A 22,262-nucleotide genomic window follows, 5' to 3' on the forward strand; every position below is an offset into this window, starting at 1 on the left:
CTGCTGAATTAATGGATGAGCCAGATCTCATCTTAAAACTTCGAAAGTTTTTAAACTGAACAAGGATCCAGCTTTTTCATAATCTAATATACTTCATAATGATTCTGAACTTTTCAGATATCCTAAAGTGATCCTAGGACACTCCTTCTATCGATATGACAGTTTCCTGATCCGTTGTCAAAGAATTCTACTCTCTCTTACTAGATTCGTGATATCACATGTCATTGTAGATGGTGTAGTATACGTTTCTGGTATAGCTTACTTCATAAAATAACTTATTTTTCATTGCACCTAACAATATCGATTACTAATAGTTAGTGGATATGCCATATTGAAAGCCTGTACAAGATTTTCCATAAACCATTTAAGTTTATTGACGGTTTTATAGTCATAAAAATAATATTTGACCATCTCTGTTTTGAGAACAAATTTCCAAACCTCACTTCCACTATCGACTTCTTTAAATATATCTTTCAAATTATCATTATTGAAATCCTTAGGTAATCTAGCAAAAAGATTTTTAACTCTGTCTGTGGTAAAAAGTGCAGTTTCTTCTTGCATATCTACGCTTTTCCAAAAATCCGAGTAAATAATAGGCTCTTTACAAAGTTTGTAAATTATTGAATACAAAAAAGATTCTGGTGCGAAATAATCAGGAAAGAAGCAAACATTAGTGTCATGCTGTCTTGTGTTTAGCTTTTCCTTTTTTCCATTGGGAAGTTCTATTTCAGGCACATATTCTTCATCTAAAAAATCCTTAATCTTAGGTTTTTGATTAGAATCCTTTAATCTTGAATCTCCATCCAAAACTGTTATAACTCTATTGAAAAATTTGTCTGCATTGTTTAGTTTTAGTAATTCTTCACAGCCAAGACCTACGGGAATTTCGTTTAAATATTCCCGAATATCATTTATTTCTCTCACCTCTAAAATACTTGAATTTAAATTCTTGTAGTTATCCGGTACGTTCCGAAGTATTTGTCCTTCTGGATCTTTTGCTATAGCAGCATATATATCCTTATATGCATCAATAAAAATTCCAAATAAAGTCTGTCCCACTTTATCTTCGAAATAGGTTCTCACCTTAGGCTTCATAAAATTCAAATTACCAAACATATCTGCTTTAAGTAAATCATAGCTTTTTTGTTCGGAAACATATGGTGCCATGGGGTTCTTGATATAAGCTATCCTATAAGAATCAGAATTCATATGTTCTTTCTTCAACAATTCTTTTATTAATGTTAAGGAATGCGAACTGACAACAATTTGAATATTATACTCATCTGACAAATAATCTAATAAATTAAGCATATTTATCTGTGTATCAGGATGTAGCGAGACATCAATTTCATCAATACACAACAGTGCTCCCGTATATTCTGGTTTTGAAGATAACAAATAAATATCTACTAATGCGCTAATAATGTTACCCACGTTATCTTGCCCTATAGATTGAGATAAAGTAGGAGTATTGTTAATGTTCATATGCATTGACTCACGTGGGCATGCTTTTTTCTCAATAACCTTAACAGTCTCATCATCTTTTATTGCGTTCGGTATGACTGTATTATACCAAGTCTTAAATTTTTCACGTACATCAACTCGATTTAACACGTTATTTGAACGTATCTTCTTTACTTTAACTTTTTCTCTGTTTTCTCCCAATGGATAAAGTCTGGATAGACTTAAATAAATTGTTGGTATTCCCACACGAGCTGCACCACCAACGCCATAATCATTTTTAGCAGCATTTTCTGCATCGCCCTGCTTGATCCGAGAAAAGTAGTTTGTCGTTCTAGGTATTATTCTAATTCCTCTATTAGTTGATGTGTCATCTTTGAATGTTAATTTTTTTCCAAGAGCATATTTACCTTCACAGGTATACTCTATGTATAATTCATAATTATCATAATCTTCCGACGGATCTATATTAAAAAATTCATTAAACTCAGGTTGAAAGTTACTGCCTAAAATTGCTTTTTGACTCAAGCCTGACCCAGAAGCAATTAGTGAAAGAATATTTGATTTACCTACCCCATTCTGTCCACTTATTAGCGTTATCTTATTCCCTAACTGTATTTCAACTTTCTGAAAATTTCTAAAAGAATTTAAAATTAAACTCTTAGGTTTTAACACGTTGTTCAATTACTAGTTCCTCCTCATCGCAAGTTCAAACAAATCCGCATCCCATCCATCTCTTCTTTAGACGGAATCATTTGTGCAGTCTTAAATATAACAATTTCACTAGCCTTTCTTTTTTCTGAAACGCTGTAATTCAAATCATATCTTTTCAAATTATAGCCATCATAAATATGCATTATCTCAGGAACATCATCATAGGTTATAATCCAGTCACATTTAACCTTTTCTCTAATCATTTTCTCAATTCTTACATGGTCATCATAATTAAAAAAGTTAAGATACAGTTGTTTGCCTTTATCAAAATACGGTGGATCAAAATAAATTAATCCATCATGCGCGTATTTAGGAAGATAACTTTCTATAAATGAACCTATATCCTTATTATATAAATGGATATGTGCCCTTCTTTTTGCAATCTTCTCAATACGTTCTGCCAAAGCTTCACGATTAAAACGTGCATCCAGCTTCCAATTACCTCTCTGCGATTTTCCGCCAATCACCCCTCCCTTAATAATACCAGATCGATTAGTCCTATTCATATATAATGTAGAAAAACCTAATTCGAAACTATACTTTCTATTTTCATTAAAGCATATATTTCGTTGCCTTCTCCATTCGTCCATTGTAAGTGGAACATTCATTATCTCTTCAAGAAAGCGATCTGTTTCCAATAGAGCTGCACGCCAAAACGAATAAATGCCTTTATCTAAATCATTTATAACGACGTCTTTTACCAAGTCTTTTTCAAGCAGCCCCATAGCAATTCCGGCGCCACCAGCAAACGGCTCAATATATACGCCTCCAACATGATTTAATTTTTTAATCATCAGCTCCATGAATGGTTCAAGCTTTCCTTTACCACCCGGATATCTTAACGGTGAATAAAACATTATTTTTCTTTTACGATGTTTTAAGAAGCAAAAACACCACTTTCCTTTCTTTTTAATATCGTGGTTCAATACATTCAGATACTGTGTACTTTTGATCTTATTCTATAGCTTTGACTACTTGAAGGAGTGTATTGCCGCTAGCTGTATCTGAATTGTTTATCAGTTGGATGTGCCATAGGGTTTTACCCATGAGTACTTATCTCACGCAAGTCTACGATGATACGGATTGGTGGATATCACGGTATCATACTTTAGGAAGGGAGGTACAACCTCATGAGCTATGTTGGCGTTGATATTGCCAAACTTAACCATCTCGCCTCAGCAATCTCGTCTGACGGTGAAGTACTCATTGAGCTGTTTAAATTTACAAATGACGCTGATGGCTTCCAAATGCTGGTCTCGAAGCTCATTTAGCTTAAGCAGAGCCCGACAGCAGCATCATCGGTCTTGAATCAACGGCACACTATGGCGACAACCTTGCTCGATACCTTGTCGCTGAAAATTCAGCTTACATCCTATGCTGATGAGGTCTTTCCGGAGCTCCAATATTTTTTTAAATCCGGTTTGCATCAGAAGTCTGTCTATGCCCTCCTGAAGGAGGCTCCTACACCGGAGACCATTGCTTTCATTCATATGACTCATCTCGCAAGTCTACTGATGAAAAACGCGCATGGCCATTTCACAAGAGATCAGGCCACAGAATTAAGAGTTCTTGTACGGAGGTCTGTCGGTACATCTGACAGTGCTCTATCTATTCAGATAACTCACTCCATTGTACAGATTGAGTTACTGGATAGCCAGTTAAATAAGATTGAAGAAGAGATGACTGATATCATGAAATTCAATGACTCAGTTATCATGACCATTCCGAGTATCGGTTATATCAACGGCGGAATGATACTCGGTGAAAAAGGAAATATTCACCGTTTCTCCAGTCCCGGTAAGCTGCTTGCCTTTGCAGGTCTTGACCCTTCTGTATATCAGTCGAGTAACTTTCACGCCCGTAAGACAAAGATGTCAAAGCGTGGCTCCAAAGTATTGCACTATGCCCTGATAAATGCAGCTCGCAACGTTTTAAAGAATAACGCCATCTTCAAGGCGTACTACGATGTAAAGATGGCGGAAGGCTGGACACACTACAATGCCCTGAGGCATTGTGCCGGCAAGCTCGTCAGAGTCATCTGGATAATGATGACAAACGACTTGGAATTTAACCTCCACTAAGAGGTCTGTATATCGCATCGATAGATTTGTTTAACAGCGCCCACCCGGGAGCCTTGTTAAGCTTACTCTTTTTCACCATCGATAGAAAAAAGAATTTTTTATTAATTCAGGGTTGATTTTTCATAGTTGGTCTCCTATTAATTTTGCTGAACTATATTATACGCTATTTCATATAACTTCTATACACAATATAAAGACATCGCCCCAGACAATATAACTTAATAAAATCTCTTTCTCCCGAATAGATACATATAGCTATAAAAAGAGTCTCAATAATATTAACAATATACTTTCTATGATTCTCAAGGTTACTAATGACATTATATATCATTCTATTATAAAAAAGCCTTTTAAAAGAGCACTGTATTATGACAATATTATAGTTCTTTTAACTCAGATATTTAAACCTTACATAATACATTTTCATTATTTACCAATTTTACTCAATGCGAAATGTTTAAAAGCCTTTATATCTTCTATATCACTTATTAAATTATCCAGATCACGTTCATCATAATTGACAAGTTTATTTATCATAGATAATAAGAAAAATAAGATAAATATAACTAAAAAAACAAATAACACATAAATAGCATTTGTAAAAATACTATCTACATTATTTTTATCAAAATATACCGCTAAAAAAGCGGCCAACGATGGGGATAAAAAGAATTTGCCTAATCCATAAAAAGCTTGTTTTGTAGGCTTAAAACTATCATATAATTCCTTTTCTTTCTGCGCTAAAACTATTAGACAATCCAGTTCTTCATTACTTTCAATATTCACATCAAAATCTTTTAATAAAGATAACATATTCATCATTGTCTCGTTAACATAAGGCTTGATTCTTTTTTCAATAATTTGATTTTTTTTAGGCGAATGCTCTCTATAGTAAAACATAATAATAACTATAGAACATAATATAAAGGTTATTACAAGAGAAACACTATTCCTAAGAAAATAATGTACAATAAAAGCCACTCCAAATAATATAGTTAAAAAAACAAAAATTTATCAAACAAGTCTAAATCCTTCATTAATCTTTTCGGGCGAACCTCTACTTGATATCTCTGAAATAGGTAATTGAACATATCCTTTCCTTTCTTTTATACAAAAACAGACTGCTCTCCATTATTATTAACAAACAAAAAAGTAATATATATTTTTTGTTCATTGAAAGATGAAATATACTTATTAAATCATATCTCCATAGCAATTAACCCTACTCCATCTCAATCGTTCCTGGTGGCTTGGATGTCAAATCATAGAACACCCTATTCACTCCCTTGACCTCATTCACGATTCGATTCATCACCCTCTGGAGTACGCTAAAGGGGATATCTGCGCATTCTGCGGTCATAAAGTCATCGGTAATCACCGCACGGAGAGCCACCGCATAGTCGTAGGTACGGAAGTCCCCCATAACACCTACGGAGCGCATATTGGTGAGGGCGGCAAAATACTGGCTGTAGAAACGGGAAAGTCCTGCCTTCTCGATTTCCTCACGGTAAATGAAGTCCGCATCCTGTACCATGCGAACCTTCTCAGGAGTTACTTCTCCGATAATTCTTACCCCAAGTCCCGGTCCCGGGAATGGCTGACGATAAACCAGATGCTCCGGAAGGCCAAGCTCCAGTCCTACCTTACGCACCTCGTCCTTAAAAAGCAGGCGCAAGGGCTCCACGATTTCCTTAAAGGAAATATTCTTCGGAAGTCCCCCTACATTGTGGTGGGACTTGATCACTGCGCCCTTTCCAAGGCCGGATTCCACTACGTCTGCGTAAATGGTTCCCTGGGCAAGGAAGTCCACTGCTCCGATTTTATTGGCCTCACGCTCAAAGATACGGATAAACTGCTCTCCGATAATCTTTCTCTTCTTCTCCGGATCTTCCACCCCGGCTAATTTCTCAAAATACTCTTCACCGGCATTTACCCGGACAAAGTTTAACTCGAAATCTCCCTTTTCTCCGAAGATTTCCTCTACCTGATCGCCTTCATTTTTCCGAAGAAGGCCGTGGTCCACGAATACGCAGTACAACTGCTTTCCGATGGCTCTGGAAAGAAGCCCTGCTGCAACAGAGCTGTCCACACCGCCGGAAAGGGCTAAAAGCACCTTGCCGGAGCCGATTTTCTTTTTCAAAAGGGAAACTTGCTCCTCCACGAAGGACGCCATTTTCCAGTCTCCGGTACATTTGCAGACGTCATAGAGAAAATGATGAATCATCTTCTGCCCTTCCACGCTATGCTGTACCTCCGGGTGGAACTGCACCGCATAAATCTGTCTATTTACATCTTCCATTCCCGCAACAGGACAATGCTCGGTATGGGCGGTAATTGTAAAGCCCTCCGGCACCTTGGCAATATAATCGGTGTGGGACATGAAAACGGTGGTCTCTTCCGAAACATCGGAGAAAAGCACGGAGGTCTTCTCCACATGGGTTTCCGTCTTTCCATATTCGCTGACAGGGGCGGTAGCCACCTCTCCTCCAAGCTCATAGGCAATCAGCTGCGCTCCATAGCAGAAGCCGAAAATGGGGATGCCCAGCTCAAAAATTTCCTTTCCGATATGCTGGCTCTCCTCCTTGTACACGGACTGAGGTCCCCCGGTAAAGATGATTCCCTTGGGACTTAATTCTTTAATCTTCTCTATACCAATGTCGGAACTGTAAACCTCTGCATAAACCCCTTCGTCTCTTACTCTCCGGGCAATCAACTGGTTGTACTGTCCACCAAAATCCAATACGAGAATCTTCTCATGATTCATGCTGTTTTCCCCTTTTCTTCTATTCGTCCAATTAAGTAAGCGACTTTCGCTTACACAAAATCGAATTCATTATAGTTTATCTTTAATCCCTAAAGCAAGAGTCGGCAAGAAGATATTTAGCAGATATTTAGCGATATTGAACTGATATTTTCGAACCGTCATTACTTCCGCCTAAGTACGGTTCTTTCCGCATATTTTCCGAAGAAATGATAGCCGGAACCACCTTCACTGATGATGTCCAAAAGTTCATCCGCTTTCGTGACCTGAATACCGCCAAGCATCGTTACTCCCTTGGAAAAGAGGCAGTCGGGAAGCATGCTTGCAGTGGGGCCTACCACAAGAATTTCCGCATTCTTTTTTGCCATAGATAAAAGCTCCGGCAAAGTGTCATTTAAGATGGTCACTCCGGTAATCACCAGCAAATCTGCGTAAGGCACACATTCGCCTGCCCTTTCCGGAGGAAGAAAATAAGGCATTTCCCGTTCTTTCAGAGTCCTTATGTCCTTTTCCAAAATATGAAAATCCGCATTTTCCTGCATAAGCTTTCGAATCATGGGTACCAATGCTCCCACCACCACGGATTTATTATATTTTTTTACATCAATTTCATCAAAAGCATCCGCACCGTAAAGAAGCTCATACTCCGGATGCGCCGTCTTTTCCCATACTAATGTGCTCAAGGCATTTAACGCCGCAATTCCCAGAGTTCTTCTTAGAATATTTTCCGAAAAAATATCCTCAAGATAGGCCTTAACTGCTCTCCCTTTAAGTTTTCCGGAAAAGGGCATAGCTTTCGCGGAACTTGGACAGCACACCGCCTCCGGAATCTCTTTTACCGGAGTAAAACATAGGCCTCCATGCCCTGTAGAAAGCTTCACACCGGAGAAAAAAAGGCCGAAAACAGCCCTTTCCACAGTGATAGAGTCCAAATCCACCGCATTTTCAATTTCATGAATGCATTCTTTTAAGAAAATATTGCTTCCCTCAATTTTCTGCAGATCTTTCATTGTACTGCTCCTTCAAATGAATTTTCTGTCATTATAACATGATAAATCTCATTAAAGCCTTGAATTTTTATCCACTGACAAAATCTTTACTCTATTGAAAGAAATCTTTACTCTATTGAAGCTAAATTGAAAGAAATGAGATTCTTTACAAATTCCGCATTTTCCCGTAAAATAAAAAACTGTATATGGGCTTGTACCGGTTTCGACGGGGATGATGCAGCTTTAGAAGCTATCCGAAAGAAGTCGCGTTAAACTTCAAAATTAAAATTAAACGCTAACGATAATAGTTACGCATTAGCAGCCTAAGCGCTGCTGGCCAGCCTTCTCTCACTCACAGGAGAAGATCCTGACCTCATTTATGTGGGAAACGACGCGTATGGTTCCTCCCATGCTCGGGCGTATGTAGAGGATACCGACTCATAAAAGAGGTGCACAGCTTTTATGAGTGGGGAATCTTGAAGTGTACTATGATAGTAGAAGGAAAGGGAATTCGTTTTCGGACATGGGTTCGACTCCCATCAGGTCCACGATGAAAAACAGCAGATTTAAGCCGATATTGGCCTAAAATCTGCTGTTTTTTTATTCTTTACAAATTTGTTTTGCAGTATCTCACTGATAACGAATATCGCTACAATATCTGCAATATTTCATTTATAACATGTATCAAAGATAAAGCTTGACTTGACTTACTCTTCCCTATCAAAACTCCACTTCCTTCAGCACTTCCCCGTCTAAGGTATAAATCGCAAATCCCTTCTCCGTAAGTACCCCGTAGCTGTTCGGGTTTCCTTCCTTCGGAAGACTTGCAGATCCCGGATTTAAGTGGAAATAAAACTTTCCGTCCCGCTCCTTCTTCTCCGCAACAGGAAGGTGGGTATGTCCCTGCAAAAAGACATCGCCATTCTTTCTAAGAGGAAAACTTTCATGATTATACACATGCCCGTGACTTAAGAAAATGCTTCTACTTCCCAAGTCAAGCAGCGCATAATCTGCCATAATGGGAAAGTCCAGTACCATTTGATCCACTTCCGCGTCACAGTTTCCTCGTACTGCAAGGATTTCATCCTTAAGAGGATTCAGCATCGCAATAACTTCCTTCGGCGCATAGTCCTTCGGTAAATCATTTCGCGGACCATGATAAAGGAGATCTCCAAGGAGGAGAAGCTTTTCATACTCTCCCGCCTTGTAGATATCCAAAAGCTTCTTTGTATAATAAGCTGAGCCGTGTAAGTCGCTCATAACAAAATACTTCATCTTACATCTTCTCCGGAGCAGAGAATCCAAGTACATGGATTGCATCGGTCAGGATTCTCCAGGTAAGGGCGAGGTGAGCAATATAGTTCTTCTGCTTCTCCTTATTCTCTTCTCCAAGAATCTTTACATTGTGGTAGAACGCATTGAAGCTGTTTGCCAATGCATAGATGTATCCGCAGATCTTATGCGGTGCAAGTTCCTTCCAAGCGTCATTCATTTCGTCGGCAAATACGATAATCTGCTTCTGAAGCGCAAGTAAAGAAGGCTCCTCATCGGACTGAATCTTGTAGTTCTTTCCATAGTTCTTAATCCATGTTGCGGTATCTGCAGAGCTCTCTCCGTTTGCCTCAGCGTATTTCCGTAAGATAGAGGCAATACGCACGATAGTATACAAAATATAAGGACCGGTATTTCCTTCAAAAGCACTGAACTTCTCCAGGTCGAAAATATAGTCCTTTGTAATCTGGTTGGAAAGATCACCGTACTTTAAGGCTGCAAGAGCGATAACCTTTGCGGTTTCCTGTCTCTCTTCGCTCGTGAGTCCGGTATCCTTTCCTTCTTCCATACGGGAAAGTACGGAGTCCCGAATCTCGTCAATGAGCTTCTCTAAACGAAGCACTCCGCCATCTCTTGTCTTAAAGGGCTTTCCGTCCTTTCCGTTCATGGTTCCGAATCCCATGAAGGTGAGCTTTGTTTCCTTCGGAAGGAGCTCCGCCTTTCTTCCTACACGGAAGAAGGAGGTGTAATGCAGCTCCTGACGGCTGTCCGCCACATAAAGATACCAGTTCTGCGGATAGAGTTTCTCTCTATCCATAATGGTTCCGAGGTCGGAGGTGGCATAAAGGCTTGCTCCGTCGGACTTTAAAATCATACAGGGAGGCAGTTCTTTCTTATCTTCCGGCTCTGCAATATCCACGACAAGAGCACCGTTCGAGCGATAGGAAAGTCCCTTCTCTTCCAAAATCTCAATGAGTCTTGGGAAATAAGGCTCCGCATCGGACTCACCCTTCCAGATCTCAAAATGTACATCAAGAGCATCGTAGTTCTTCTTTAAGTCGGCAATGGAGACCTTCATAATCTTCTCCCAAACCTTCTTGTACTTCTCTTCGCCCTTTTGCAGTCTTACCGTAATATCCTTTGCGCGGTTTGCGTATTCCTCGTTCTTTAAACTGCCGTCAGGATTCTTCTCCTTTGCCTTCGCGGAAGCCATGGGATAGATTTCCTCGAGTTCACCGATGGTAAAATCTTTCTCCAGCTCTCCTCTTTCTTCCAGCTCTCCGATGATTAGTCCCATCTGTAAGCCGAAGTCACCGAGGTGCACATCACCTACTGCTTCATTTCCCATACGGATAGCCAGACGCTTTAAAGCTTCTCCGATGGATGCGGAACGAAGGTGCCCTACATGAAGGGGCTTTGCTACATTTGCTCCGCCGTAGTCCACAAGAACTTTCTGTCCTTCCTTCGGATCCAAACCGTTTTTCTCATCTTCCGCCATCAAGCTGCAATATTTTGCAAGAAATGCCGGAGAAAGTGTCATATTCAAAAATCCGGGCTTTACCACTTCCACCTTGGAAAACAAGGGTACGGATAGAGCCTTATCGCCCTCTAGATACTTCTGTACATCTTCAGCAAGCTCAATCGGGTTCTTCTGATACTTCTTTGCACCGATTAAAGCACCATTACTCTGATAGTCGCAAAGGTCGGGACGATTGGAAATCGTGACCTTTCCCAGTTCTTTTTCATATCCGGCAGACTCAAATGCAAGCTCTACAGCCCCTTGTAAAATCTTCTTTACGCTTTCCATGTTCATCCTTTCTTTTGCTAAATGAGTGCCTACATCCCTTTAGACGACACTCGCAATACATTAATATAATTTTTTACTGCAATAATCGGAAGCCTGACTCTGAATACTTCCCGGTTCTGAAAAACCTCCTTATACTACGGAAAAAGACTTCCTGAATCGGAAGTCTATTTCTTATCTAGACAAGACATTGTGCTCCTTGCACAATGTTCTTATGCATAAAATTTATGCTCTGGACTCATAGTCTCCTGTCTGTGTGGAAATGATAATCTTATCTCCGATATTTACAAACAAGGGAACCTGAACCTCAACGCCTGTCTCTACAGTAGCCGGCTTGGTTGCACCTGTGGAAGTATTGCCCTTAATACCTGGCTCGGTATGAACGACTTCCAAGGTAACCTTCAAAGGAGGCTCTACAGAAAAGACATTTCCCTGATAAGAAATAACTTTAACTATTTCATTTTCCTTTACAAACTTCATGGAGTCGGCAATCTGCTCATGAGAGAGTGCAATCTGCTCAAAGGTCTCGTTGTTCATGAAGTTGTACATCTCTCCGTCATCATACAGATACTGCATATCTACTCGGTCGATTCTTGCTGCCGGGAACTTCTCGGTCGGACGGAAAGTCTTGTCGGTTACACCGCCATTAATCACATTTCTTAACTTGGTTCGGACGAAAGCAGCCCCCTTACCCGGCTTAACATGCTGGAACTCTATAATCTGAACTACCTGTCCATCCATCTCGATGGTTATACCATTTCTGAAATCACCTGCAGAAATCATAAATCCTCCTAAATATCTTCTACTTATGGGAAACCGCCACGAGGGCATAGTTCTACCCTAAACTCGCAGTCAATTTTAATATAAAATGAAAATGCACGCAAGCGTTTCTTGAAAATAAGGCGTTTCAGTACCTTTATTCCTACGCTTCACTTTTATAAATTTGAATTTTTATGTATAATTTTTGAATAATGAATCAAAGAAAAGAGTTCAGCTTCGATCGATTTTTTTCGCTTCGTTATTACGCTGTAAAAAAAGATTCGATTTTGCTATACAGATTGCTTTTCAAGGAAAATGGAGGGGAAAATATGGAATGGAAACACTTTACCTTTATCGGTTTAGGATTAATTGGAGGCTCTTTAGCAAAGGCCATAAAAAAGGCTTATCCCGATTCCCATATTTCCGTTCTCGATAAAGATGAACATTCTATACAGATTGCTCTGGCGGAAGCTGTGGTAAATCAAGAGCTAAAAAGCCTGAAAGAAATAGAAAAAGATACGGATCTCCTCTTCTTATGTGCTCCTGTAGAGCAGAACCGAGCCTTTTTAAAGGAACTTAAGACTCTGCTTTCCTCTCATACTATCTTATCGGATGTCGGCTCTACCAAAACCGCCATCATGAAGGAAGCGGAAGAACTGGGACTTTCTTCCCGATTTATAGGCGGGCACCCCATGGCCGGTGCGGAAGTTTCCGGCTATCAGGCCTCCGATTCTCTTCTTTTGGAAAATGCTTATTATCTTCTTACACCGGGGAAGACTTTTCCGAACGAACTGACTGAAAAAATGCAGAGCTTCCTCTCCTCTATCGGAAGCATTCCCTTTGTCATGAGTCCGAAAGAACATGATAAATCTGTAGCCTGCGTAAGTCATCTTCCGCATCTCCTTGCCGCAAGTCTTGTGAAGCTTTTAAAGGAGGAAGACGAAAAGGGCACAATGAAAAAGCTTGCGGCCGGCGGCTTTAAAGACATCAGTCGTATTGCCTCCTCTTCTCCCATCATGTGGCAGCAAATCTGCCTAAGCAACAAGGCACCTATTATAGACATGATTGAGGATTACATTACTTTGTTGGAAGACATCAAGACTTCTATAAAAAAAGAGGAGCCCCATGCTGTTATGGAGCTCTTCCAAGAATCCGGTGAATACCGGAATTCCATGGACAGTTCCGCGCAAGGACTCATCCAAAGTGAATATGCTATTTCTCTTCATGTGCAGGATCACCCCGGTGCCATTTCCATCATTTCGACTATCCTTGCATCCAATATGGTAAGCATTCGAAACATCGGCATCAATCACAATAGAGAAAAGGGAGAAGGGGCTTTGCAACTATCCTTTTACACGGGTGAGGACTGCGAAATGGCAAAGAAACTGCTTCATAAGTACGGCTTTCGTTTTTAAAATTCTTTCTCTGCTTTCCGGAATTTCACTCAATAAACGAGATACCACATGCCTGGTGAGCGATACTTGCTATGAACAAGATGTCTCTGGCTGCACTTGCGCCACTTGTTAAAAATCAGAAAAAATGTACCTTATCTACTCATTATTTGTAGAAAGGTACATTTTCGTTTTCATCTGAGGATTTATTCTTATGCCGAACTGCTGGCTTTCTTAGCCCCCTTGTTTGTTGACTCAAAAAGACTGTGCGTTGCCTTATAGATTTTTCTTGCGATATAGGAATTGTTCATGGTGTAAAGGTGCACGCCGTCAACCCCGTGGGTAACCAAATCCACAATCTGGTCTACGGCATAAGCGATTCCCGCGTCTCGCATAGCAACAGGATTGTCCTCATATTTTTCCAAGATTCTCTGGAACTTCTTCGGAACGTTTACCCCACAGAGGCTGGCCATCTTTTGAACCTGTCTTTTATTGATAACGGGCATAATCCCCGCCTCAATCGGAACATTGATTCCCGCTAAGGCACAACGCTCTTGGAAGATATAGAAGTGCTTATTTTCAAAGAAAAGCTGCGAAATCAAGTGATTCACACCTGCATCCACCTTGTTTTTTAAGTTCCGGATATCTTCTACCTTATCCGGACTCTCAAGGTGTCCTTCCGGGTAGCACGCCGCGGAAATATTGAAATCCCCGTGCTCTCTCAAGAAAGCAATCAGGTCGGAAGCATAACGAAAATCTCCTTGGTTTCTTTCTCCCTCGGGTATATCTCCTCTCAATGCCAAAATGTTTTCAATTCCGGCAGCCTTCAACTCCTCGATTTTTTCCAGTACATCCTTCTTACTCTGATTTACACAGGGAAAATGTACTACGCTCGGCACATGGCAGATATCATTGATATGCTCTGCAATGGGGACGGTACTTACATTATTCTTTCCGCCTCCTGCTCCGTAGGTTACGGAAATGAAATCCGGTCTTAAGTCCCGAAGATCATATAAGGTGTCGTAAATTGTCTCGATGGAAGCATTCCTCTGAGGTGGAAACACCTCAAAGGAAAACACCGTTTTATCTTGAAATAAATCAACAATACTCATTTCTTAATTCCTTTGCCGCCTGAACAAGGTTCTTCAAACTTGCCAGGGTCTCTTCTCTTCCTCTAGTCTTTAAACCGCAGTCCGGATTGACCCATAGCTTCTCTTTTTCTATCTTCTTAAGCATCTTTTCCAACGCTTCCTTTATCTCTTCAACGGAAGGGACTCTCGGGGAGTGAATGTCGTATACTCCGGGTCCAACCTCTGTACGGAAATGGTTCTCTCTTAAAGAATCCAAAATCTGCAAGTCGGAGCGGGAAGCCTCGAAGGAAATGACATCTGCATCCATGTTGTCGATTGCAGGGATAATGTCGGTGAACTCGCTATAACACATGTGAGTGTGAATCTGGGTATTTGCCTGACAGCCACTGTGTACCAGACGGAAGGCGGGAATGGCCCAGTCCAGGTACTCACTGTACCAATCGGACTTACGAAGAGGTAATTTCTCTCTTAAAGCCGCTTCATCAACCTGGATAATCTTGATGCCGTTCTTCTCTAAGTCCAAAACCTCATCTCGAATGGCCAAGGCAATCTGCTTTGTGCTTTCCGCAATGCTGATATCTTCTCTCGGGAAGGACCAGTTTAAGATGGTTACCGGTCCTGTCAGCATTCCCTTCATGGGGCGCTTTGTTAAACTCTGTGCGTAAGTAGACCATTCTACCGTCATAGCGGAAAGTCTGCGCACATCTCCCCAGATGATGGGCGGCTTTACACAACGGGTTCCGTAGGACTGCACCCAAGCCTTTTCGGTAAATAAGAAGCCGCTTAAGAGCTCTCCGAAGTACTCCACCATGTCGTTTCTTTCGAACTCACCATGCACCAAGACATCAAGGTCCAAGTCTTCCTGAATCTTTACCCACTCGGCAATCTTTTCTCTGTTAAAAGCAACGTACTCTTCCTTTGTCTTCTCACCCTTCTTAAAGGCATTTCTGTTCTGACGAACATCCGCGCTCTGCGGGAAGGAACCGATTGTCGTTGTCGGGAAAAGAGGAAGCTTAAACTCTTCTTTTTGAATCTTTTCTCTCTCGGAAAAGGCGGGAAGTCTTGTATAATCTGCATCGGTAATCGCTGCACAACGCTCCTTTACCGCCTTGTCTTCACTGTTCGGTCTTACAGAAGCAAAGAGGGCTTTATTTTCCTCTAACACGCTTGACTCGGCTTTTCCGCTTAATACCTTCTTTAAATCCAAAAGCTCGGAAAGCTTTTCTACCGCAAAGCTGAAATGTCTCTTTACTTCTGCGGAGAGCTTATTTTCCCCTTCTAAAGTATAGGGAACATGAAGCAGGGAACAGGAAGTGCCAAGCACTACGGAAATACCCTTAGCCTCCAAATCCTTTACTTGCTCTATGGTCTTCTCGTAATGGTTTCTCCAGATATTCTTTCCGTTTACAAGTCCTGCAAAAAGGAGCTTATCCTTCGGGAAGCCCTTAGCTACCAGATTCTTTGTTTCTTTTCCTTCGAGGAAATCTAAACCGATACCGTCAAAGGGAAGGGCTAAGATACTTTCGAAAGCATCTCGTACATCCCCAAAATAGGTCTGCAACAAAACCTTAGTCTCGCCCTTTACGGAAAGAATCTCCTGATATAAAGCAATGAAAAGCGCAAGATCTTCCTTATCCAAGTCTCTCACAAGGTAAGCTTCATCAAAGGCCAGCCATTTCGCACCGAGAGACACAAACTTTTCCACATAAGCCTTGTACGCGGATACCGCCTGCTGTAAGAAATCTTTCTCCGTCTTCTTCTCGGTATAGCGAAGGAGCTTTAATAAGGTAAATGGTCCAATTACCACAGGTTTAGTCTCTACTCCTAAGGCCTTCGCTTCTTCGTACTCCTTAAAGGGCTTATCTCCCACAAGAGAAATCTCATCCTTATCGGAAATCTCCGCCACCATGTAGTGATAGTTCGTATTGAACCATTTCTTCATGGCAAGTGCCTTCACATCTCCTGCCGGTCCCTTATAGCCTCTAGCCATTGCAAAGTATTTTTCCAATGGACTTAAGGACAGCTCTCTGTAACGCTCCGGGATGATGTTAAAAAGAACGGCTGCATCCAAAAAGTTATCATAAAAAGAAAAATCGTTGGAAGGAATAAAATCCACTTCCTTCTCCTGCATCTTCAGCCACTGCTTTTTACGAATGTCTTTTGCAAGAGCCTCTAATTCCTGCTCGGATACCAAGCCCTTAAAAAACTTCTCTGTTGCGAATTTGAGTTCTCTTAACTCTCCCACTCTTGGGAAGCCGATAACTGATGTTTGCATAAATATTTCTCCTTACTTTTCCTTTTGGTTTTACTCTTACTTTTTTAACTGCTCTATAGAATATTTCTGAAAGAGCCGCGGGATAGTTTTATTTATCCCTAGTTTCTGAACTGGATATAGGATAGCGCAAAGAGCCTTCCTTTGAAAAATACAAAAAAACAGGACTTGGTTATAGCTTTGAACTATATCCAAGTCCTCTTCATTATCCTTAGTTTTTTATCTTTAGTTTTTTATCTTTAGTTTTTTTTCTTAGTTTTTTCCTTAGTTTTTTTCCTTAGTCTTACATTTCAAACTAAAAACGATGTCCTCCACCACTTGAAGAAAATCCTCCGCCTCCGGAACTTCCACCTCCGGAAAATCCGCCTCCGGATTGCCCTCCTCTTCTGCTACTGCTTGAACTGAGTCGGACTTTTGTTTGATTCGTCATAATAACCTCTCGATTACCGAGTATCATATTCGGACGAAGAGCTCCAAGAACCGCTTTGGATCCTGCCCGATTCTGCTTCCAGGTCATAAGGAGCATGGTAAAGTTAAAGAGAAGTCCCAAAAAGATAGCCAGGAAAAAATTACTGATCCAGCGCATCGGGGTCGCCACAAAGCGTCCCTCCATCTTTGCCTTTACTTGTGAAAATGCCACTGCAGCCGTCCTGTAGTAATCGCCATTGGAAGCAAAGACATAGACATTGTCCGTAATGCTGTTTGCTACATCAGAGGAAATGGTTCTATAAAATGCACCGCCGCTCTGGATTCGAATCTCTCTATTTTCCATATCAATAAAGAAAATCAGTCCACTCTTTCCATAAAATACTTCATTGTAAAAATCACGAATCGTAGCAGCCGCACTATACTCTCCTCTTCCGGAGAGAAAGGCAACATTGCCGTACTTCGTTAAGGGAACCAGCTTTTTAAGCAGATTCTCTTCTTCGCTGCTGCTTAGCAAGTCTTCTTCATCGTCAATATAAGCGGTATAGCCCGTGTCCGAATTTTGATAAACGGACGAGGATAAAAAAGCGGATTGATCCAATGCATAGCTCTTTCCTATCATAAAAGTACTGATACAGAAAGCAAGAAGCAGAACTTTAAAAATACTATTTTTCATCACTCCTCCTTCTTCTCAAAAAAATCGGGGATGGAACGTGTCGATAGTAGGTTAAACTTCTTGATCATCCTTCTTAGAGAAAAAATGGAAGCCACCGCAGATAAGACTGCCGCAATGTAATAGTACTCGTCTCTAACAGGATGCCATAGCAGAATCAGTACGGAGATAATGAGTGCAAGTAACGCGCGAAACGTCCCGCTCTGTTCCGTATTCTTTGCTTCTTCCTGTCGTTTATTTCTACTGTAGCGTAAAGCTTCCCTATCTCGCACCCGAATCTTATGCAGCTGAACCTGAGATAAGAAAATTAAAAAGGCAGAAAGAACAAGGGTGATTATGGGTAAAGTCTCTGCAGAAACTTGGAAAAGCAGGTTTAGAACCAAGAAAATAGGAATCGCAATCAGTAAAGAACTCTTGTGAAATTTCTTTTCGTCAATAGGGATATCACAATATACTTTTCCCGTTTCTCCATTAACAATAGCATAAGAAATACGATCCTTCTTTTTATAGCTTAAAAACCATATCGGAAACATTCCTCTATCAACACTCATTTCATTATGAAGACAGCTTGCATCGAACTTACCTTGGACTTTAATATCCGGTCTGTTAAAACCATTGGGTCCAAGAATTTCACGTTCCATCTCTTCTCCAAGCATGGAAAATGCTTCCTTCTCATAGGTTTTGGACTCGGTATCCGCTATTTCACTATAAAATCCCAAAAGATAGTTGGGGGAAAAGTCCTTCATTTTCTCTTTCGAAAACGGAGCAATAACTCCGGCTATATCGTCATCAAAACGAAGAGAAGCATCAAAGGGAATTCCCTTCACGTCCCCCTGCAGGTTACCACTAAGGTTGTAATCCTCATGAATGGCATAATTTCCGCTTGTGTAATTTCTGTTTCCTTTTAAACTAAAATCTCCATTAAACTCATAACTATAAAGCCAATAGGGAAGATAAAATCCTACAAAGCGGTCAAGGTAGGCCGGATCCTCCAAGTCCTTTTGTCTATAGTAAAAGGATCGAATCTTTTGCAGATAGAGGTCTTTGCATTTTTCCTTCGAAATTTGAAAAGGGATAATCTTTTGTGGCTTTTCCGCTTCCTTTATGCGACTGTTAAAAACCACTGCCGAACCGCAATATGCACAAAAACCGGTTACGGACAAGTCTGAGCTCTCTATTTCCGCACCACAGTTCGGACAGGTAAAAACCTTCGTTTTATATACTTCTTGCTCCAAACTTTCCGGAGTTCGATTATAAGTTGCCGGATCAAAATGCGTTTTACAGTTCACGCATTCCAGATCTTGACTGTCTATGGAAAATCGTACTTCTCCCCCGCAATTTGAACAATGCGCCATAGGCTTTCCTTTCTAAATCTTCGGAGTTCTCTTTAACATTTCATGTCTTTCGGGACCATTGGAAACCATGGTAATCGGTACTTCAAGCTCCTTTTCAATAAAGTCAATATAATCCTTACACTCCTTCGGTAATTCCTCATAGTTTCGGATTCCGCGAATATCACAGTGCCAGCCCTTAAGAACGGTATATACCGGCTTAGCCTTACGAAGCAGGGGAGTAACAGGAAAGTCCTTTACTTCCTTTCCGTCAATCTCATAAGCGGTGCAAACCGGGATTTCTTCTAAGTAGCCTAAAGGATCCAGTACCGTTAAGGCTACCTCGGTTGCCCCCTGCAAAGCACAGCCGTAACGGGACGCTACCGCATCATACCAGCCGACTCTTCTCGGACGACCTGTTGTTGCGCCGTACTCCCCCTTGTCTCCTCCGCGCTTTCTAAGCTCCTCCGCTTCGTCTCCAAAGATTTCGGAAACGAATTCCCCTGCTCCTACAGCGGAAGAATATGCCTTGGTTACACAGACCACACTGCTGATGGCATAGGGTGGAATTCCCGCTCCTACAGCACCGAAAGAAGCCAAAGTATGGCTGGAAGTCACCATCGGGTAAATCCCGTGATCGGTATCCTTCATTGTCCCGAGCTGTCCCTCCAAGAGGATTTTCTTCCCTTCCTTGATTGCCTTTCTAAGGAAAAGGGAGGTATCGCAAAGATAAGGGCGAATCAGCTCTCTCTCATTCTTAAGCTCAGAAAGAACGGTATCGTAGTCAAGACCTTTCTTTCCGTAAAGGCTCTCAAAAAGGGCATTTTTAATCTCCAAAATCTTCTTTAGCTGCTCCTCTAAAATATCATCGTAATACAGCTCGTTGACCTGCAGGCCGATTTTCGCATACTTATCGGAGAAAAACGGTGCAATGCCGGACTTGGTGGATCCGTAGCTCTTTTTCCCCAGTCTTTCTTCTTCATACTCATCCTGTAAAATATGATAGGGCATCAAGACCTGTACTCGGTCGGAAATATAAATCTTCGGTGTCGGTACACCGGCTTCCTCCAAAGCATGAAGCTCCTTTAAGAACTTCTGAATATCCAGCGCCACGCCGTTTCCCAAGATGGAAGTGACCTTCGGATTGAAGACTCCACTTGGAAGTAGGTGCAAAGAAAACCTGCCATAACTATTAATAATGGTGTGTCCTGCATTGGCACCACCCTGGAAACGCACTACGACGTCTGCATTCTCTGCAAGATAATCCGTGATCTTTCCTTTTCCTTCATCTCCCCAGTTTGCACCGACTATTGCCTGTACCATAAATTTCCCCTTTCAACTTTTTTTCAGAACATATTCTTTCAGAACGGTATAAGTTCTTATCCTATTATGTCATACACTATTATAAAACGTCTTTGTCCTCAAAAAGGATGCCTTAACAAAAACTATTATTGTACTCCTTTTCAAAAACCGTATCTCTTTTTTATTCCCTTCTGATTAGATTGGTTATCCACTGCAATACATAAAAAACAGCGGGTACAACCATGAGCAGAAAGAGATGGGCAAGAAGCGATTCCTTACTACCTCCCGTAAAGGCAGTATAAAGAAAATGAAGCAAAGTCACAAAAATAAACAACAATATCCCTATTGCCAGTATTCTTTTCATTCTTCCTCCATTTCCTTTTCCGCTTCTTTTTTTTGTGACTTAATTTCTTTAGTCAATTAATTCCTATTCTTTAATTATAGCATGATTTTACAGCGCAATCTCTACAGATAGATTAAGCTCTTCTTTATTTTCCTCTAAAATCGGCTGAATGTACTCGGAAATAAATTCCTCCACTTGTTCTTTTGCACGTCCGATATAAAGCTCCCCTCTCATGAGTCCCTGTATATCTTCCTCTGTAAGCGGAAAAGCATCATCCTTTACAATTCTTTCCAAGAGATCATTCTCCAGCCCCTCTTCCTTCACTCTCTTTCCGGCCTCCATGGAGTGCATACGGATTCGCTCATGAAGCTCCTGCCTGTCCCCGCCCTTTTTTACCGCGTCCATCAGGATATTTTCCGTAGCCATAAAGGGCAGTTCCTGTTGCAGATGCTTTTCAATCATCTTGGGATAGACCACGAGATTCTCAGCAACATTATAATATAAATCGAGTAAACCGTCACAAGCAAGAAAGGCTTCCGGAACGGAAAGTCTCTTGTTTGCCGAGTCATCCAGCGTTCTTTCAAACCACTGCGTAGATGCAGTAATGCTCGGATTCATGATTTCCGAAGAAATGAAGTTCGAAAGTGCCGCCATACGCTCCGCCCGCATCGGATTTCTCTTATAAGCCATGGCACTCGATCCTATCTGCTTCTTCTCAAAAGGCTCTTCCACCTCTTTTAAATGTTGTAAAAGCCTTAGGTCATTTGAGAACTTATGCGCGGACTGTGCAATGGCGGAAAGCACGGAAAGCACTCTAAAATCCACCTTGCGGGAATAGGTCTGTCCCGATACCGGATAGACTTTGGAAAATCCCATTTTCTTTGCAATCTTACGATCCAGCTCCTTGCACTTTTCGTGGTCTCCTTCAAAAAGTTCCAGGAAAGAAGCTTGTGTTCCGGTAGTCCCCTTACAACCTAAAAGCTTTAGGGAGGTAATACACTCTTCTATTTCACAAAAGTCGAGATATAAGTCATGAAGCCAAAGACTTGCCCTCTTTCCGAGTGTTACGGTCTGCGCCGCTTGAAAATGCGTGTATCCGAGCATAGGAAGTGCCCTATATTTCATCGCAAAGTCGGAAAGCACATTCATACAGTTTAAGAGCTTCTTTCGAATCAGCCGTAATCCCTCTCGCATCGTAATTAAGTCAGTATTGTCTCCTACATAGCAGGAAGTCGCTCCGAGATGAATAATCCCTTTTGCTTTCGGGCACTGAAGACCGTAGGCATAAACATGGCTCATCACATCGTGTCGAACCTCTTTTTCCCTTTGTTTTGCTTCTTCGTAATTGATATTTTCCGCATTTTCCCGAAGTTCTTTAATCTGCTCCTCCGTTATGGGAAGTCCCAGCTCCTTCTCACTTTCCGCAAGAGCAATCCAGAGCTTTCGCCAGGTTTTAAACTTAAAGCTCAGAGAAAAAATCTTCTGCATCTCGGGAGACGCATATCTGCCGGATAACGGACTTTCATAGCTTGAAAACGCTTCCATTCCTCTTTCCTTTCTATTTTGTAGAACTGATAAACATCCTTTTTCTT

General features: G+C 41.2%; 18 protein-coding genes and 1 other RNA gene. 4 read left to right on the forward strand and 15 right to left on the reverse strand.

Annotation, left to right across the window (positions count from 1 at the left end):
* Nucleotides 1–291: 291 nt before the first annotated feature.
* Entirely contained in the window at nucleotides 292–2,136 is a 1,845-nt protein-coding gene (locus HMPREF9625_RS09255; RefSeq protein ID WP_242822678.1) for an AAA family ATPase, read from the reverse strand.
* A 23-nt stretch (nucleotides 2,137–2,159) separates the two neighbouring features.
* A complete protein-coding gene (locus HMPREF9625_RS09260; protein WP_009537996.1) occupies nucleotides 2,160–3,032 on the reverse strand; it encodes a DNA adenine methylase in 873 nt (290 codons plus the stop codon).
* A gap of 273 nt (nucleotides 3,033–3,305) precedes the next feature.
* Between HMPREF9625_RS09260 and HMPREF9625_RS11500 the strand changes: the two genes are divergently transcribed.
* Both HMPREF9625_RS11500 and HMPREF9625_RS09265 read left to right on the forward strand, forming a co-directional pair.
* Nucleotides 3,306–3,446 (forward strand): IS110 family transposase, encoded by a 141-nt coding sequence (locus HMPREF9625_RS11500; RefSeq protein WP_009534431.1) that lies wholly within the window; start codon nucleotides 3,306–3,308, stop codon nucleotides 3,444–3,446.
* Nucleotides 3,447–3,479: 33 nt separating this feature from the next.
* Nucleotides 3,480–4,256, forward strand: a complete 777-nt coding sequence (locus HMPREF9625_RS09265) for an IS110 family transposase (protein WP_009537994.1) — start codon at nucleotides 3,480–3,482, stop codon at nucleotides 4,254–4,256.
* Between the two features lie 426 nt (nucleotides 4,257–4,682).
* Here HMPREF9625_RS09265 and HMPREF9625_RS09270 read toward each other — a convergent pair whose 3' ends face one another.
* The 3 genes from HMPREF9625_RS09270 to HMPREF9625_RS09280 form a co-directional block, all read right to left on the reverse strand.
* On the reverse strand, nucleotides 4,683–5,156 hold the full coding sequence (locus HMPREF9625_RS09270; RefSeq protein WP_154650199.1) for a hypothetical protein: 474 nt from the start codon (nucleotides 5,154–5,156) through the stop codon (nucleotides 4,683–4,685).
* A 322-nt stretch (nucleotides 5,157–5,478) separates the two neighbouring features.
* Nucleotides 5,479–7,020: a glutamine-hydrolyzing GMP synthase gene (gene guaA / locus HMPREF9625_RS09275; RefSeq protein ID WP_009534435.1), complete on the reverse strand. Its 1,542-nt coding sequence runs from the start codon at nucleotides 7,018–7,020 to the stop codon at nucleotides 5,479–5,481.
* A 161-nt stretch (nucleotides 7,021–7,181) separates the two neighbouring features.
* Nucleotides 7,182–8,027: a DUF364 domain-containing protein gene (locus HMPREF9625_RS09280; RefSeq protein WP_009534437.1), complete on the reverse strand. Its 846-nt coding sequence runs from the start codon at nucleotides 8,025–8,027 to the stop codon at nucleotides 7,182–7,184.
* 187 nt (nucleotides 8,028–8,214) lie between these two features.
* On the opposite strand from HMPREF9625_RS09280, the gene ssrA reads away from it, so the two are divergent.
* Nucleotides 8,215–8,557: a transfer-messenger RNA gene (gene ssrA / locus HMPREF9625_RS11185) on the forward strand.
* Nucleotides 8,558–8,726: 169 nt separating this feature from the next.
* Here ssrA and yfcE read toward each other — a convergent pair.
* From yfcE to efp, 3 genes are all read right to left on the reverse strand, one after another.
* Nucleotides 8,727–9,281 (reverse strand): phosphodiesterase, encoded by a 555-nt coding sequence (gene yfcE, locus HMPREF9625_RS09285; RefSeq protein ID WP_009534438.1) that lies wholly within the window; start codon nucleotides 9,279–9,281, stop codon nucleotides 8,727–8,729.
* 1 nt (nucleotide 9,282) lies between these two features.
* On the reverse strand, nucleotides 9,283–11,085 hold the full coding sequence (argS, locus tag HMPREF9625_RS09290; protein ID WP_009534439.1) for an arginine--tRNA ligase: 1,803 nt from the start codon (nucleotides 11,083–11,085) through the stop codon (nucleotides 9,283–9,285).
* 222 nt (nucleotides 11,086–11,307) lie between these two features.
* Complete coding sequence (efp, locus tag HMPREF9625_RS09295; protein WP_009534440.1) at nucleotides 11,308–11,865, reverse strand: elongation factor P; 558 nt, start codon at nucleotides 11,863–11,865, stop codon at nucleotides 11,308–11,310.
* Nucleotides 11,866–12,170: 305 nt separating this feature from the next.
* Here efp and HMPREF9625_RS09300 point away from each other — a divergent pair, with 305 nt between their 5' ends.
* Entirely contained in the window at nucleotides 12,171–13,256 is a 1,086-nt protein-coding gene (locus HMPREF9625_RS09300) for a prephenate dehydrogenase (protein ID WP_009534441.1), read from the forward strand.
* A gap of 188 nt (nucleotides 13,257–13,444) precedes the next feature.
* Here the strand turns inward: HMPREF9625_RS09300 and metF are convergent, their stop codons facing one another.
* From metF to purB, 7 genes are all read right to left on the reverse strand, one after another.
* On the reverse strand, nucleotides 13,445–14,344 hold the full coding sequence (gene metF / locus HMPREF9625_RS09305) for a methylenetetrahydrofolate reductase [NAD(P)H] (RefSeq protein ID WP_009534442.1): 900 nt from the start codon (nucleotides 14,342–14,344) through the stop codon (nucleotides 13,445–13,447).
* A complete protein-coding gene (metE, locus tag HMPREF9625_RS09310) occupies nucleotides 14,331–16,598 on the reverse strand; it encodes a 5-methyltetrahydropteroyltriglutamate--homocysteine S-methyltransferase (protein WP_009534443.1) in 2,268 nt (755 codons plus the stop codon). Before metE ends, metF begins: the two co-directional genes overlap by 14 nt.
* A gap of 292 nt (nucleotides 16,599–16,890) precedes the next feature.
* Nucleotides 16,891–17,697 (reverse strand): TPM domain-containing protein, encoded by an 807-nt coding sequence (locus tag HMPREF9625_RS09315; RefSeq protein WP_009534444.1) that lies wholly within the window; start codon nucleotides 17,695–17,697, stop codon nucleotides 16,891–16,893.
* Nucleotides 17,697–19,049 (reverse strand): TFIIB-type zinc ribbon-containing protein, encoded by a 1,353-nt coding sequence (locus tag HMPREF9625_RS09320; RefSeq protein ID WP_009534445.1) that lies wholly within the window; start codon nucleotides 19,047–19,049, stop codon nucleotides 17,697–17,699. Before HMPREF9625_RS09320 ends, HMPREF9625_RS09315 begins: the two co-directional genes overlap by 1 nt.
* A 12-nt stretch (nucleotides 19,050–19,061) precedes the next feature.
* Entirely contained in the window at nucleotides 19,062–20,348 is a 1,287-nt protein-coding gene (locus tag HMPREF9625_RS09325) for an adenylosuccinate synthase (RefSeq protein WP_009534446.1), read from the reverse strand.
* A gap of 160 nt (nucleotides 20,349–20,508) precedes the next feature.
* On the reverse strand, nucleotides 20,509–20,691 hold the full coding sequence (locus HMPREF9625_RS09330; protein WP_009534447.1) for a hypothetical protein: 183 nt from the start codon (nucleotides 20,689–20,691) through the stop codon (nucleotides 20,509–20,511).
* A gap of 87 nt (nucleotides 20,692–20,778) precedes the next feature.
* Nucleotides 20,779–22,215: an adenylosuccinate lyase gene (gene purB, locus HMPREF9625_RS09335; RefSeq protein WP_009534448.1), complete on the reverse strand. Its 1,437-nt coding sequence runs from the start codon at nucleotides 22,213–22,215 to the stop codon at nucleotides 20,779–20,781.
* Between the last annotated feature and the right edge of the window lie 47 nt (nucleotides 22,216–22,262).

This window comes from Oribacterium parvum ACB1, from assembly GCF_000238055.2.
Lineage (GTDB): Bacteria > Bacillota > Clostridia > Lachnospirales > Lachnospiraceae > Oribacterium > Oribacterium parvum.

Bases quoted from the DNA above. Each gene is read 5' to 3' on its own strand.
- HMPREF9625_RS11500 (WP_009534431.1), top strand. From the start codon at position 3,306: ATGAGCTATGTTGGCGTTGATATTGCCAAACTTAACCATCTCGCCTCA.
- yfcE (WP_009534438.1), bottom strand. From the start codon at position 9,281: ATGAAGTATTTTGTTATGAGCGACTTACACGGCTCAGCTTATTATACA.
- argS (WP_009534439.1), bottom strand. From the start codon at position 11,085: ATGGAAAGCGTAAAGAAGATTTTACAAGGGGCTGTAGAGCTTGCATTT.
- guaA (WP_009534435.1), bottom strand. From the start codon at position 7,020: ATGAATCATGAGAAGATTCTCGTATTGGATTTTGGTGGACAGTACAAC.
- HMPREF9625_RS09280 (WP_009534437.1), bottom strand. From the start codon at position 8,027: ATGAAAGATCTGCAGAAAATTGAGGGAAGCAATATTTTCTTAAAAGAA.
- purB (WP_009534448.1), bottom strand. From the start codon at position 22,215: ATGGAAGCGTTTTCAAGCTATGAAAGTCCGTTATCCGGCAGATATGCG.
- HMPREF9625_RS09330 (WP_009534447.1), bottom strand. From the start codon at position 20,691: ATGAAAAGAATACTGGCAATAGGGATATTGTTGTTTATTTTTGTGACT.
- HMPREF9625_RS09320 (WP_009534445.1), bottom strand. From the start codon at position 19,049: ATGGCGCATTGTTCAAATTGCGGGGGAGAAGTACGATTTTCCATAGAC.
- HMPREF9625_RS09300 (WP_009534441.1), top strand. From the start codon at position 12,171: ATGGAATGGAAACACTTTACCTTTATCGGTTTAGGATTAATTGGAGGC.
- HMPREF9625_RS09315 (WP_009534444.1), bottom strand. From the start codon at position 17,697: ATGAAAAATAGTATTTTTAAAGTTCTGCTTCTTGCTTTCTGTATCAGT.
- metF (WP_009534442.1), bottom strand. From the start codon at position 14,344: ATGAGTATTGTTGATTTATTTCAAGATAAAACGGTGTTTTCCTTTGAG.
- HMPREF9625_RS09260 (WP_009537996.1), bottom strand. From the start codon at position 3,032: ATGTTTTATTCACCGTTAAGATATCCGGGTGGTAAAGGAAAGCTTGAA.
- metE (WP_009534443.1), bottom strand. From the start codon at position 16,598: ATGCAAACATCAGTTATCGGCTTCCCAAGAGTGGGAGAGTTAAGAGAA.
- HMPREF9625_RS09270 (WP_154650199.1), bottom strand. From the start codon at position 5,156: ATGTTTTACTATAGAGAGCATTCGCCTAAAAAAAATCAAATTATTGAA.
- HMPREF9625_RS09325 (WP_009534446.1), bottom strand. From the start codon at position 20,348: ATGGTACAGGCAATAGTCGGTGCAAACTGGGGAGATGAAGGAAAAGGA.
- efp (WP_009534440.1), bottom strand. From the start codon at position 11,865: ATGATTTCTGCAGGTGATTTCAGAAATGGTATAACCATCGAGATGGAT.